The sequence below is a fragment of the Pseudomonas sp. BN102 genome (genome assembly GCF_029871245.1).
Taxonomy (GTDB): Bacteria; Pseudomonadota; Gammaproteobacteria; order Pseudomonadales; family Pseudomonadaceae; genus Metapseudomonas.
The window spans coordinates 1-12,158 of the sequence record NZ_SSON01000037.1; the positions used below are offsets into that span (position 1 = coordinate 1).

11 protein-coding genes are annotated in these 12,158 nt (G+C 65.9%); 5 read left to right on the top strand and 6 right to left on the bottom strand.

Features of this window, described 5'->3' with window-relative positions; all coding sequences use genetic code 11:
* The coding region (locus E8F12_RS06180; RefSeq protein ID WP_280324400.1) for a cbb3-type cytochrome c oxidase subunit I at window positions 1–906 on the bottom strand (906 nt) is incomplete at its 3' end.
* Between the two features lie 108 nt (window positions 907–1,014).
* Between E8F12_RS06180 and E8F12_RS06185 the strand changes: the two genes are divergently transcribed.
* The gene (locus E8F12_RS06185; RefSeq protein ID WP_280324401.1) at window positions 1,015–1,632 is read left to right on the top strand and encodes an alpha/beta family hydrolase; all 618 of its coding nucleotides are present in this window, start codon (window positions 1,015–1,017) and stop codon (window positions 1,630–1,632) included.
* A gap of 70 nt (window positions 1,633–1,702) precedes the next feature.
* Entirely contained in the window at window positions 1,703–1,858 is a 156-nt protein-coding gene (locus E8F12_RS06190; protein ID WP_280324402.1) for a hypothetical protein, read from the top strand.
* Between the two features lie 162 nt (window positions 1,859–2,020).
* Here the strand turns inward: E8F12_RS06190 and E8F12_RS06195 are convergent, their stop codons facing one another.
* Window positions 2,021–3,586: a PAS domain-containing methyl-accepting chemotaxis protein gene (locus E8F12_RS06195; RefSeq protein WP_280324403.1), complete on the bottom strand. Its 1,566-nt coding sequence runs from the start codon at window positions 3,584–3,586 to the stop codon at window positions 2,021–2,023.
* A 334-nt stretch (window positions 3,587–3,920) separates the two neighbouring features.
* The gene (gene acnA, locus E8F12_RS06200) at window positions 3,921–6,611 is read right to left on the bottom strand and encodes an aconitate hydratase AcnA (protein WP_280324404.1); all 2,691 of its coding nucleotides are present in this window, start codon (window positions 6,609–6,611) and stop codon (window positions 3,921–3,923) included.
* Window positions 6,612–6,826: 215 nt separating this feature from the next.
* On the opposite strand from acnA, the gene rlmM reads away from it, so the two are divergent.
* A complete protein-coding gene (gene rlmM / locus E8F12_RS06205) occupies window positions 6,827–7,876 on the top strand; it encodes a 23S rRNA (cytidine(2498)-2'-O)-methyltransferase RlmM (RefSeq protein ID WP_280324405.1) in 1,050 nt (349 codons plus the stop codon).
* A gap of 126 nt (window positions 7,877–8,002) precedes the next feature.
* On the opposite strand, the gene E8F12_RS06210 is transcribed toward rlmM, so the two are convergent.
* Both E8F12_RS06210 and E8F12_RS06215 read right to left on the bottom strand, forming a co-directional pair.
* A complete protein-coding gene (locus E8F12_RS06210) occupies window positions 8,003–8,170 on the bottom strand; it encodes a hypothetical protein (RefSeq protein ID WP_280324406.1) in 168 nt (55 codons plus the stop codon).
* A gap of 39 nt (window positions 8,171–8,209) precedes the next feature.
* On the bottom strand, window positions 8,210–9,754 hold the full coding sequence (locus tag E8F12_RS06215; protein ID WP_280324407.1) for an alpha/beta fold hydrolase: 1,545 nt from the start codon (window positions 9,752–9,754) through the stop codon (window positions 8,210–8,212).
* Window positions 9,755–9,921: 167 nt separating this feature from the next.
* On the opposite strand from E8F12_RS06215, the gene tusA reads away from it, so the two are divergent.
* Entirely contained in the window at window positions 9,922–10,161 is a 240-nt protein-coding gene (gene tusA, locus E8F12_RS06220) for a sulfurtransferase TusA (protein WP_280324408.1), read from the top strand.
* Window positions 10,161–10,616: a gamma-glutamylcyclotransferase gene (locus tag E8F12_RS06225; protein WP_280324409.1), complete on the top strand. Its 456-nt coding sequence runs from the start codon at window positions 10,161–10,163 to the stop codon at window positions 10,614–10,616. The genes tusA and E8F12_RS06225 overlap by 1 nt, the downstream gene beginning before the upstream one ends.
* 61 nt (window positions 10,617–10,677) lie before the next feature.
* Here the strand turns inward: E8F12_RS06225 and E8F12_RS06230 are convergent, their stop codons facing one another.
* Window positions 10,678–12,060 (bottom strand): MATE family efflux transporter, encoded by a 1,383-nt coding sequence (locus E8F12_RS06230; protein ID WP_280324410.1) that lies wholly within the window; start codon window positions 12,058–12,060, stop codon window positions 10,678–10,680.
* Window positions 12,061–12,158: the final 98 nt, after the last annotated feature.

Consider the following 12,158-nt stretch of genomic DNA (forward strand, 5'->3'; position numbering starts at 1 on the left):
GCGCAGCTTATGCCAGGCGCCGGAGAGGGTCATCATGCCGTTGATCATGCCGCCCCAGCTGGGTGCCAGCAGCACCAGGGACATCACCATGCCGAGGGACTGGGCCCAGTCCGGCAGGGCGGTGTAGTGCAGGTGGTGCGGACCGGCCCAGATGTACAGGGTGATCAGCGCCCAGAAGTGCACGATGGACAGCCGGTAGGAATACACCGGGCGCTCGGCCTGCTTGGGCACGAAGTAATACATCATCCCGAGGAAGCCGGCGGTGAGGAAGAAGCCCACCGCGTTGTGGCCGTACCACCACTGGATCATGGCATCGGTGGCGCCCGAGTAGAGCGAGTAGGACTTGGTCAGGGTGACCGGGAGCTCCAGGTTGTTCACCAGGTGGAGGAGGGCCACGGTGAGGATGAAGCCGCCGAAGAACCAGTTGCCCACATAGATGTGCTTGGTCTTGCGCTTGGCCACGGTGCCGAAGAAGACGATGGCGTAGCTGACCCAGACAATGGTGATCAGGATGTCGATCGGCCACTCCAACTCGGCGTATTCTTTCGAGCTGGTCCAGCCCATCGGCAGGCTGATGGCGGCCAGCACGATCACGGCTTGCCAGCCCCAGAAGGTGAAGGCGGCCAGTCGGTCGGAAATCAGCCGGACCTGGCAGGTGCGTTGCACCGCATAGTAGGAGGTGGCAAACAGCGCGCAGCCGCCGAAGGCGAAGATCACCGCATTGGTATGCAGTGGTCGCAGGCGACCGAAGCTGGTCCAGGGCAGGTTGAAGTTGAGTTCCGGCCAGGCCAGTTGTGCGGCTATGAGAACGCCGAGCCCCATCCCGACGATTCCCCAGACCACCGTCATGATGGCGAACTGGCGGACCACCTTGTAGTTATAGGCGGTACTGCTTGCTGTGCTCATGTTATGGGCTTCCGTCCACGGTTTTTGGATTGCGAGGCAAGCATGGTGAAAGGCCATTGGGCGACCATTGACCTGGATCAATCACCCTCGACTGACGGAGAAGACTGAATGCTGTTGTGGAACAGGCCGGACGGCCCGGTTGTGAGCACCCTGATCCTGGCCCACGGGGCGGGTGCGCCCATGGACAGTCCATTCATGGACGACATGGCGCAAAGGTTGGCTGCACGCGGGGTTGCGGTGGTTCGCTTCGAGTTCCCCTACATGGCCGCACGGCGTGAGGACGGGCGCCGCCGGCCGCCGAATCAGCAGGCCCAGTTGCTGGCCTGCTGGCGGGAAATCCATGCCCTGGTGCGACAGCAGGTCACAGGGCGCCTGGCCATTGGCGGCAAGTCCATGGGCGGGCGCATGGCCAGCCTGCTGGCTGACGAACTGGGTGCGGATGCCCTGGTCTGCCTGGGCTACCCCTTTCATGCCGTGGGTAAGGCGGACAAGCCCCGCGTCGCCCACCTGGCGGATCTGAAGACGTCGGCCCTGATCGTCCAGGGCGAGCGCGACGCCATGGGCGACCGCCTCACTGTGGAGGGCTACAACCTTTCTGATGCCATCCACGTGCACTGGCTGGTGGCGGGGGACCACGACCTAAAGCCGCTCAAGGCGTCTGGGCTGACCCATGAGCAGCATCTGCAGAGTGCGGCTGATGAAGTAGCGAAATTCCTGACGGCCTGACGCTGCCCTGGCCCTTGGCGGATGCCAGCAGACTGCTGGTTCCGATTACTGCCAAGGACGAGGCCCGCGAATGAGTTCGCTGCATACCGATATACCCGTACTGATCTACCAAGATGCAGGCGACTGCATCACCGAAGTTCGGCTCGATGGTGAGACCGTCTGGCTTACGCAGAAACAGATGGGCAAGTTGTTCGACACCACTTCGGACAACATCGGCATCACCTGAAGCCGGATGGCGAGTTGAAGATCAACGACAACGCCTTGGCGGCCATCGCCTTGCTGGTGGTGCAGAGCGATCCGCTGCACAAGGAGCTGATGGTCCACCTGATCATGGGCTGAGCCAAAAAAGAAAAGGGCGCCTTGCGGCGCCCTTCTTCATGGCTCGGAATCAGCGATTGAACCTGTCCACCAGGGAGTACTGCCCCTGCGCCGTGTGCGTCAGTTCCTCGCTGAGCAGGGCGGTGCGCTGGGCTTCGCCCGAGGTCTGGTCGGCCAGGTGGGCGATGCTGGCGATGCTCTGGTTGATCTGCTCGGCCACCGCGCTCTGCTCCTCGGTGGCGGCGGCGATCTGGTCGGCCATGTCGGCGATGTTGGCGACCGATTCGCTGATCCCCACCAGCGCCCGGTCGGCCTGGAGCACGCGCTCGACACCTTCGTCGGCCTGGCGGCGACCATGCTCCATGGTGTGTACGGCCTCTTCGGCGGTCTTCTGCAGCTGGGCAATCAGCTGGTGGATCTGCCCGGTGGATTCCGCCGTGCGCTGCGCCAGCTGGCGCACTTCGTCGGCGACCACGGCGAAGCCGCGGCCCATCTCGCCGGCGCGGGCGGCCTCGATGGCGGCGTTCAGCGCCAGCAGGTTGGTCTGGTCGGCGATGCCCTTGATCACATCCACTACGCCGCCGATCTGGTTGCTGTCCTGGGCCAGCCGGGTCACGGTCTCGCCGGTTTCCCCCACCGACCGCGACAGGCGCTGAATGGCTTCGCGGGTCTCGGCAGCGATGGTCCGGCCCTGGCTGGTCAGGCGGTTGGCTTGCTGAGTGGCATCGGCGGTGCGTTGCACGTTGTTGGCGACTTCCTGGGTCGTGGCGGCCATCTGGTTGACCGCGGCGGCCACCTGTTCGGTCTCCACCCGCTGGCGTTCCAGCCCTTCGGAACTGTTGTGGGCCAGGGCATCGGCCTCGCTGGCCTGCTGGGCGAGGTGCTCGGCGGTGTCTTGCAAGCGGGTCAGGCAGGTCTTGAGGCGGGCTTCCTGGCTGAGCATGGCCATTTCCAGCCGTGCCTGGACACCGCGGCTATCGGTGAACATCTGGGCAATCAGCGGGTCCGAGGTGGTCTGGTCGGCCAGGTGCAGCAGGCGCTTGATGCCACGGTTCTGCCAGGCCAGGCCGATGAGACCCAGGGGCACCGAAAGCAGGGCCGCGAGGAGGAAGCCCCAATGGGAGTCCAGCCAAGCGCCGATGAGAAAGCCGATCTGGCTGATCAGGATGAAGGGCAGCCAGTCCTGCAGCACTGGCTGCCAGCGGTCGCGCCTGGGAATGGCCGGCTTGCCGGTATTCAGGCGCTGGTAGAGGGCCTCGGCCCGGCGCACCTGTTCGGCGGTCGGCTTGACCCGCACGGATTCGTAGCCGGTGACCTGGCTGCCTTCGAAGATGGGGGTGACATAGGCGTTGACCCAGTAGTGGTCGCCGTTCTTGCAGCGGTTCTTCACCAGGCCCATCCAGGGACGGCCCTTCTTCAGGGTGGTCCACATATGGGCGAACACCGCCGGCGGCACATCGGGGTGGCGGACCAGGTTGTGGGGTGCGCGGATCAGCTCTTCTCGGCTGTAGCCGCTGAGATCGATGAACGCCTCGTTGCAATAGGTGATCACACCCTTGCTGTCCGTGGTGGAGATCAGGCGTTGCTCGGCCGGGAAGCTGCGTTCCCGTTGGGTGATAGGTTGATTGTTTCTCATGGTTTCCATCCGCAAGGCTTACTACTGCTATCGGCATCCAGGCGCTTAGGTTGAGCCTTTTCTTTGCGCGTTAGTCTACCCAGCTTCAGTTCGCGGCCGCTTCCATTGTTGTTTGCGTCGCCCGTCTATCCCGGCTCTTGCCAACGCCGTTTCGTCTCAAAGGGGGCGTGGGGCCGGGGAGGTGAGCGCGTGTAACGACTCATCCCGGATTTCATCCGGGCTACGCGGGTCTTGTAGGTTGGCGCTGAGCGCAGCGAAGCCCAACGATTTGGGGCACCGAGTGGGACCCTGTTGGGCTTCGCGGGCTCAGCACCAACCTGCGAGGGCGCAGCCGCTACCCCGCCAGCAGCTGGCGCAGCACGTAGTGCAGGATGCCGCCGGCCTTGAAGTACTCGACCTCGTTCAACGTATCGATGCGGCACAGCAGCTGCGCCTCGTCCTTCGACCCGTCTTCGCGGGTGACTTCCAGGCGCAGGTCCATGTGCGGCCGCAGGATGGCACCGTCCAGCCCGCTGATGGTGAGGATTTCCCTGCCGGTCAGACCGAGGGTCTTGCGGTCGTCGCCGTCCTTGAACTGCAGGGGCAGCACGCCCATGCCCACCAGGTTGGAGCGGTGGATGCGCTCGAAGCTCTCCGCGATCACCGCCTTGACCCCCAGCAGGTTGGTGCCCTTTGCCGCCCAGTCACGGGAGGAACCGGTGCCGTATTCCTTGCCGGCGACTATCACCAGCGGCGTGTCGTCGGCCTGGTAGCGCATGGCGGCGTCATAGATGGCCAGTTTCTCGCCGCTGGGCACATGCAGGGTGTTGCCGCCTTCCTCGCCGCCGAGCATCTCGTTGCGGATGCGGATATTGGCGAAGGTGCCGCGCATCATCACCTCATGGTTGCCGCGCCGCGAGCCGTAGGAGTTGAAGTCGGCAGGCTGGACACTATGCTCGCGCAGGTAGCGTCCGGCCGGGCTGTCGGCCTTGATGTTGCCGGCGGGGGAGATGTGGTCGGTGGTCACCGAGTCGCCCAGCAGGGCGAGGATGCGCGCCTGGCGTACGTCTTCCACCTTAGGCGGAGCGCCGGTGATGTCGGCGAAGAAGGGCGGGTGCTGGATGTAGGTGGAGTCCGTCTGCCAGGCATAGGTGTCGGATTCGGGCACTTCGATCGCCCGCCACTGGTCGTCGCCGGCGAAGACCTCGGCGTACTCCTTGCGGAACATGGCGGTATCCACTTTCTGGATGGCGGCGGCGATCTCCTGCTGGCTTGGCCAGATGTCCTTGAGGTAGACCGGTTGGCCGTCCTTGCCTTGGCCCAGGGGCTGGCTGGCGAGGTCCAGGCGTATGCTGCCGGCCAGGGCGTAGGCCACCACCAGGGGGGGCGAGGCCAGCCAGTTGGCCTTCACCAGCGGGTGCACCCGGCCCTCGAAGTTGCGGTTGCCGGAAAGTACCGAGGCCACGGTCAGGTCGGCTTGCTGAATGGCCTGTTCGATGGGGTCCAGTAGCGGTCCGGAATTGCCGATGCAGGTAGTGCAGCCGTAACCCACCAGGTTGAAACCGAGCTGGTCGAGGTAGGGGGTGAGGCCGGCGGCGCGGAAGTACTCGGTCACCACCTTGGAGCCGGGGGCCAGGGAGGACTTGACCCAGGGCTTGCGGGTGAGGCCCTTTTCCACGGCCTTTTTCGCCAGCAGGCCGGCGGCCATCATCACGCTGGGGTTGGAGGTGTTGGTGCAGGAGGTGATGGCGGCAATGACCACGGCGCCATCATCCAGGGCGAAACTCTGGCCATCGTCGAGGGTGACCAGGCCATTGCCCACATCGCGCTCGCCCTCGGGCTTCAACTGCAGACCCAACAAGTCGTCGAAGGCCTGGGGTACCTGGGGTAGCGGCACACGGTCCTGCGGTCGCCGCGGGCCGGCCAGGCTGGCTACAACGCTGGAGAGGTCCAGTGCCACGCTGTCGGTGAACGCGGGCTCATGGCCGGGCTCCCGCCACAGGCCCTGGGCCTTGCTGTAGGCCTCTACCAACTGCACCGTCTCATCCGGGCGGCCGGACAGTCGCAGGTAACCCAGGGTGATTTCGTCCACCGGGAAGAAGCCGCAAGTGGCGCCGTATTCCGGGGCCATGTTGGCAATGGTGGCGCGGTCGGCCAGGGGCAGGTCGGCCAGGCCGTCGCCGTAGAACTCGACGAATTTCCCCACCACGCCCTTCTTGCGCAGCATCTGGGTGACGGTGAGCACCAGGTCGGTGGCGGTGATACCTTCGCGGAGCTTGCCGGTGAGCTTGAAGCCGATCACCTCGGGAATCAGCATGGATACCGGTTGGCCGAGCATCGCGGCCTCGGCCTCGATGCCGCCGACGCCCCAGCCGAGCACGCCGAGGCCGTTGATCATGGTGGTGTGGGAGTCGGTGCCGACCAGGGTGTCGGGGAAGGCCCAGGTGATGCCGTCTTCTTCCCGGGACCAGACGGTGCGGGCGAGGTATTCCAGGTTGACCTGGTGGCAGATGCCGGTGCCCGGCGGCACCACGCTGAAGTTGTCGAAGGCGCGCTGGCCCCAGCGCAGGAAGGCATAACGTTCGCCATTGCGCTGCATCTCCATCTCGACGTTCTGCTCGAAGGCGGCCTGGGAGGCGAAGCGGTCCACCATCACCGAGTGGTCGATCACCAGGTCCACCGGCGACAGCGGATTGATCCGCTGCGGGTCGCCGCCGGCAGCGGCCACGGCGGCGCGCATGGCGGCCAGGTCGACCACTGCCGGTACGCCGGTGAAGTCCTGCATCAGCACCCGCGCCGGGCGGTACTGGATCTCCCGCTCCGAACTGCGCGGGCCGAGCCAGTCGGCCAGGGCCTTGAGATCGGCGGCACTGACGGTTTCGTCGTCCTCCCAGCGCAGCAGGTTCTCCAGCAGCACCTTCATCGACATAGGCAGCCTGTCGATGGGGCCGAGGCGCTTGGCGGCCTCGGGAAGGCTGAAGTAGTGGTATGTCTTGCCAGCGACATCGAGGCTGCGGCGGCAGTTCAGGCTATCCAGGGAAGGCATTGGGACATCTCCTTTTGGCCCACACGGCATGGGCCAGCTGCTCGTACAGAACCTTAAAGGCTAGTTCTGCTTGGCGGGTCTCGCCATAGTAGCCGACCGGCTGGGCGCGCCCGGGTTTCCCGGAGACAAAGCGCCCGGCTGTATGAAATTACTCCGTGGCCTGTGTGAAAACAGCCGCCGCGCAACTATAGTGCGCGCCCAGGAGGAGCCCCCCGATGAACACTCTGTTGCTGCACTGCCGCCCCGGCTTCGAGGGCGAGGTCTGTGCCGAGATTTCCGAACATGCCGCCCGCCTCGACGTGGCCGGATACGCCAAGGCCAAGCCGCAGAGCGCCTGTGCCGAGTTCATTTGCACCGAGCCCGGCGGTGCCGAGCGGATGATGCGCAAGCTGCGCTTCGGCCAGCTGATCTTTCCGCGCCAGTGGGCCCGCGGCGAATATGTCGACCTGCCGGAAACCGATCGAATCGGCGTGCTGCTGGAGGCGCTGGCCGGCTACCCGGTGTGCGGCAGCCTCTGGCTGGAGGTGCTGGATACCAACGATGGCAAGGAGCTGTCGACCTTCTGCCGCAAGTTCGAAAAGCCCCTGCGCGCTGCCCTGGCCAAGGCCGGCCGGCTCAAGGACGATCCGCAGCTGCCGCGCCTGTTGTTGACCTTCCGCAGCGGTCGCGAGGCTTTCATCGGCCTGGCCGAGTCGAACAATTCGGCGCTCTGGCCCATGGGTATCCCGCGCCTGAAGTTCCCCCGCGAGGCGCCCAGCCGTTCGACCCTCAAGCTGGAAGAAGCCTGGCATCACTTCATTCCCCGCGCCGACTGGGACAAGCGCCTGGCGCCGGGCATGACCGCCGTGGACCTGGGCGCCGCCCCCGGTGGCTGGACCTGGCAGCTGGTGCAGCGGGAGATCAAGGTGACGGCGGTGGACAACGGCCCGATGGCCGAGAACCTGATGTACTCCGGCTTCGTCGAGCACCAGCGCGCCGACGGCTTCACCTTCAAGCCGCGGCGGCCGGTGAACTGGATGGTCTGCGACATCGTGGAGAAACCCGCGCGCACCGCGGCGATGATCGAGACCTGGCTGGGCGAGGGCTGGTGCCAGGAGGCCGTCGTTAATCTCAAGCTGCCAATGAAACAGCGTTATGCCGAGGTGCAGAAGCTGCTCGCGCGCATCGACGATGGGCTCAAGGGGCGGGGGCTGAAGGTATCCATCGGCTGCAAGCAGCTCTATCACGATCGCGAGGAAGTGACCTGCCATCTGCGCAGGTTGTGAGGGGGCAAGGTCCCGCATGGGTAATTTCTTGTAGGGGCGAATTCATTCGCCAAGGGCAGCGTAGCTGCCCCCCCGGCCCCGCAGGGCAGCCCTTCGGCCTGCTTGGCGAATGAATTCGCCCCTACATCAAGCCCGCATCCGGCTCACCCAGTAACTCTGCTTGTGCCCCCGCTCCTGGTATTCCGCGGCCAGGCGCTCGGCTTCCTCGCGGGTCAGCCCCGCGCGCAGGACGAACTCATTGCCATTGTCATCCAGCCGCTTGACGCACCAGTTGCGCTCGGGAGCCTGGGCCATGCCGCATCCTCCGGGAAATGCCCCATGCTGCGCCGGCTTTCACTGCCTGGCCAGCGGCGCCTCCAGCGGCAGCAGCGGCGGCAGGCTGATATCGCCCTTGAGCGTCGCGGCGCGAGGATTCCACGAACTATTGAACAGGTATTGGCCGCTGAAGCCGCTGACCCGCAGGCCCAGCTCGTCACCGGGCTGGAGCAGCGCGCTGGCGGCGGCCAGATCGATCTGGCGGGCGTTGAGTGGCGTGACCTGTTCGCTCAGTACCTCGATGTCGCCGCCGCCCCGTCGAACCGCCAGCGAGGCGAACAGCAGCGGCGTGTCAGCAGCCTGCTCCAGACGCAGACGGGCGCTGCCAACCAGTCCGCTGGCGGCGTCCGCCTTGCGCAGGGGGATGAAGGTGGCCGGGCTCAACCAGCCGCTGGTCAGCGGGCGAATGCGGGTTTCCGGCAAGGGCTGGGTTGCCTCGGCCTGCGGTAGATGCTGCAGGGCCAGGCCGTTGTCCAGGTCCAGGCTGAGACAGAGGTCCGGCACGCTGTCGGCGGCACCAGGGCGATTGCGCAGCTTGTCCTCGTACCAGGCGACCACTGCCTGATAGAGATTGATGGCGCGGTCGCCGCAATGCAGCACCGGCTCGTTGTTGAAGGGAGGCAGGCCGCTCCAGCGCTGCATGGGCGGCGGCAGTATGTGTCCACCCTGCATGCCCAGCAGGCGCACGTCGGCCTCGCCCTGGCGCAGGCAATCGCGGATCGCCAGGCCCTGGTCGAGGGGGAACAGGGTGTCGCGCAGGCCCTGGATCAGCAGCGCGTCGGCATGGGGCCGCTGGCCGCGCTGGCAGTAACTGGCCAGGCTATGGGCCTTGAGCTCAGCCCGGACCTGGGGCGCCATTTCGCCACCCGCGCTCTTCAGGTAGGGCGCCTGGGTGAACTTGCCGAGGTCGTAGCCGGTGGCGACGCCCAGGCCCAGCAACACCCCGGTCCAGCCCACCTTCATGCGGCCGCCCGGCGCCAGGGCCTCGGACAGGTCGTACCAGGTGGCGATGGGTACTATGGCGTCGATGCGCGGGTCCTCCGCCGAGGCCAGCAGTTGCACGGCGCCGCCGTAGCTTTCGCCGAGCATGCCGACGCGCGGATCGCCGGGACGATCCATGGCCAGGCGCGGCAGATGGGCGCTGGCCCAGTCGATTACCGCCAGGGCGTCCTGCACTTCGTAGCGCGGGTCCATCATCTCGATATCGCCATCGCTGCCGCCCCAGCCGCGCTGGTCGTAGCTGATCACCCAGAAACCGGCGCGCCAGGCCTTGAGGGCGGCGCGGCCGGACATCATCTGCCGGCCGTAGAAGCCGTCCGGCCCGGTCACCCTCCAGCCGCCCCATCCGTGGGTGTGTACCACCAGAGGCGCCTGTTCGCCGGGTCTGAGCGCCGGCTGGAAGACGGTCGCCGAAATTCGTGTGCCGTCGCGCGCAGTTATCACCGTCTCAAAATGCGAGGCGGGCAGTTCTCGGTCGGCGAGGGGCCCAAAATCGGGCAATTGTTCGCGGGCGGCGCAGCCGCCGAGCAGGAGGAGGGCGATGAACAGGCTGGCGAGACGCATCGGAGTTCTGCAGTTGGGGATGATCCGTGCAGCTTGCCCGAGGTTCGAGCCGTCGGGCGCCGATCCAAGGTTGTGTCGCGCTGTGGCCGGACGTCGCAGCGGCGCCGGCAAGGCTGGGCGGACTCCCGGCTTTGCGCCACAATAGCCGCCAGTTTTCGGAGTGCCCCATGTCCCAACAGCCTGATGCCATCCTCGACGCCACCGGCCTGAACTGCCCAGAGCCGGTGATGATGCTGCACAACAAGGTGCGCGACCTGCCGGCCGGCGGCCTGCTCAAGGTGATCGCCACCGATCCGTCGACGCGCCGCGACATCCCCAAGTTCTGCGTCTTCCTCGGCCATGAGCTGCTGGACCAGGCGGAAGAGGCGGGTACCTATCTCTACTGGATCCGCAAGAAGGCCGACTGATGCCTTACTACTTCGCCTACGGCTCGAACATGAACCCGGCGCGCATGCGCAGCCGCGGTCTGGATTTCAGCGAAGCCCTGGCAGGACGCCTGGAGGGGTACTCCCTGTGCTTCGACAAGCGCGCGCATGACCGTCCCGGCCGTTCCTACGCGAATATCCGCCACCAGCAGGGCGGCGTGGTGGAAGGCGTGCTCTATCGCCTGGCCCATGAGGACGAAATCTGGAAGATGGACCCTTTCGAGGGTACGCCGATCTTCTACAGCCGCGAGCGCATGCCGGTGATCACCGAAAAAGGCGTGCAGCCGGCCTGGGTCTACATCGCCAACCCGGCCATGCGCGAACCGGGCCTCTCGCCGACCCGCAGCTACCTGGAGCATCTGCTGGCGGGGCGGGATTTCCTGACGCCGGGCTACTGGGAAAACCTCTCGGCGGTGCCGGCGCATCCCGACGAATGACGGACCCTGCGCGCCTCATTCGCCGGAAGGAAAAAAGGGCCGCTGAGTGCGGCCCTTTTCATTACCTCCGGATCCTTGCCCTGGAGCTGCGCGCCAGGCGCAAGCTGAGCAGCGCGGCAGCGCAGGTCAGGCCAACCACCAGCCCTTGCCAGAGCCCTTTGGGGCCGCTTGGCTCGCCCAGCCAATCGGACAAACCGAGGGCGTAGCCAACCGGCAAGCCGATGCCCCAGTAGGCGAAGAGGGTGATGAGCATGGTTGCGCGGGTGTCCTGGTAACCACGCAGGGCGCCGGCTGCGGCGACCTGGATGGCATCGGAGAACTGGAATAGCGCCGAATAGACGATCAGCATGGCTGCCACCGCGATCACCTGCGGATCGGGCGAATACATCTTCGCGATCAGTTCGCGGCACAGCAGCATCAGGCTGGCGGACAGGCAGGCGTAGGCCAGCGCGGTAGCGATGCCGATGCCGGCGGCGAAGCGTGCTTCCCGTGGCTCGCCGCGGCCCAGAGCCTGGCCGACGCGTACTGTGACGGCCATGGCCAGGGCATAGGGAATCATGAAGATCAGGGCGCTGAAGTTCAGCGCGATCTGGTGCCCGGCCACCACGGTGGCCCCCAGTCCGCCGATCAGCAGGGCGATCACGGCGAAGATGCTCGATTCGGCGAATACCGCGATGCCGATGGGGCCGCCAATCGAAAGCAGGCGCTTGATCATCGGCCATTGCGGCTTGTCGAACCGGCCGAACAGCTGGCTCGACTTGTACGCCGGCGCGCGGGTCACCCAGCTAAACATGCCCAGCAGCATGAACCACATCACCAGGCCGCTGGCCCAGCCGCAACCCACGCCGCCCAAGGCGGGCATGCCCAGGTGGCCGTAGATCAGGATGTAGTTGAGCGGAATGTTCAGCAGCAGGCCGCAGATGCCCAGCACCATGCTCGGCCGGGTGCGGCCCAGGCCATCGCTGAAGCAGCGCAGCACGTAGTAGAGGGCTACGGCCGGGAAGCCGAAGGCGATGCCGTGCAGGTAGCCCATGGCGGGGTCGATCAGGTCCGGGTCCACGCCCATCAGCTGCAGCACCGGGCGGGCGTTGAGCAGCAGCAGGGCGCCGCAGAGGCCTACCACCAGGGCGAGCCAGAGCGCCTGACGTACCAGCGGGCCGATCTCGTCCTGTTTGCCGGCACCGAAGCGCTCGGCCACCTTGGCGGTGGTGGCCAGGAGGATGCCGGTCATCAACAGGAACACCGGAATCCAGATGGAGTTGCCCAGGGCTACGGCAGCCAGGTCGCGGGGGCTGACGCGGCCGGCCATCACCGCATCGACGAAGCCCATGGCGGAGTTGGAAAGCTGGGCGATCATGATCGGTGCGGCCAGCTTGAGCAGCGCGCGCAATTCGGTGCTGGCGCGGCTGAAACGGGTTTGAGCGGGGTTCAGTGATAGATCCATTTCAATCAGTCATCCACTGGGCATACCAGTGGCGTCCAGGCATTAGGTGGCAGGGAGTTGGATGCTGCCTGGTTGCGACGGGCTCGCAACGTTGCACT

What these genes read in the sequence shown, in the direction of transcription:
- E8F12_RS06185 (WP_280324401.1), top strand. Translation starts at nt 1,015, where the DNA reads ATGCTGTTGTGGAACAGGCCGGACGGCCCGGTTGTGAGCACCCTGATC.
- E8F12_RS06190 (WP_280324402.1), top strand. Translation starts at nt 1,703, where the DNA reads ATGAGTTCGCTGCATACCGATATACCCGTACTGATCTACCAAGATGCA.
- E8F12_RS06195 (WP_280324403.1), bottom strand. Translation starts at nt 3,586, where the DNA reads ATGAGAAACAATCAACCTATCACCCAACGGGAACGCAGCTTCCCGGCC.
- acnA (WP_280324404.1), bottom strand. Translation starts at nt 6,611, where the DNA reads ATGCCTTCCCTGGATAGCCTGAACTGCCGCCGCAGCCTCGATGTCGCT.
- rlmM (WP_280324405.1), top strand. Translation starts at nt 6,827, where the DNA reads ATGAACACTCTGTTGCTGCACTGCCGCCCCGGCTTCGAGGGCGAGGTC.
- E8F12_RS06210 (WP_280324406.1), bottom strand. Translation starts at nt 8,170, where the DNA reads ATGGCCCAGGCTCCCGAGCGCAACTGGTGCGTCAAGCGGCTGGATGAC.
- E8F12_RS06215 (WP_280324407.1), bottom strand. Translation starts at nt 9,754, where the DNA reads ATGCGTCTCGCCAGCCTGTTCATCGCCCTCCTCCTGCTCGGCGGCTGC.
- tusA (WP_280324408.1), top strand. Translation starts at nt 9,922, where the DNA reads ATGTCCCAACAGCCTGATGCCATCCTCGACGCCACCGGCCTGAACTGC.
- E8F12_RS06225 (WP_280324409.1), top strand. Translation starts at nt 10,161, where the DNA reads ATGCCTTACTACTTCGCCTACGGCTCGAACATGAACCCGGCGCGCATG.
- E8F12_RS06230 (WP_280324410.1), bottom strand. Translation starts at nt 12,060, where the DNA reads ATGGATCTATCACTGAACCCCGCTCAAACCCGTTTCAGCCGCGCCAGC.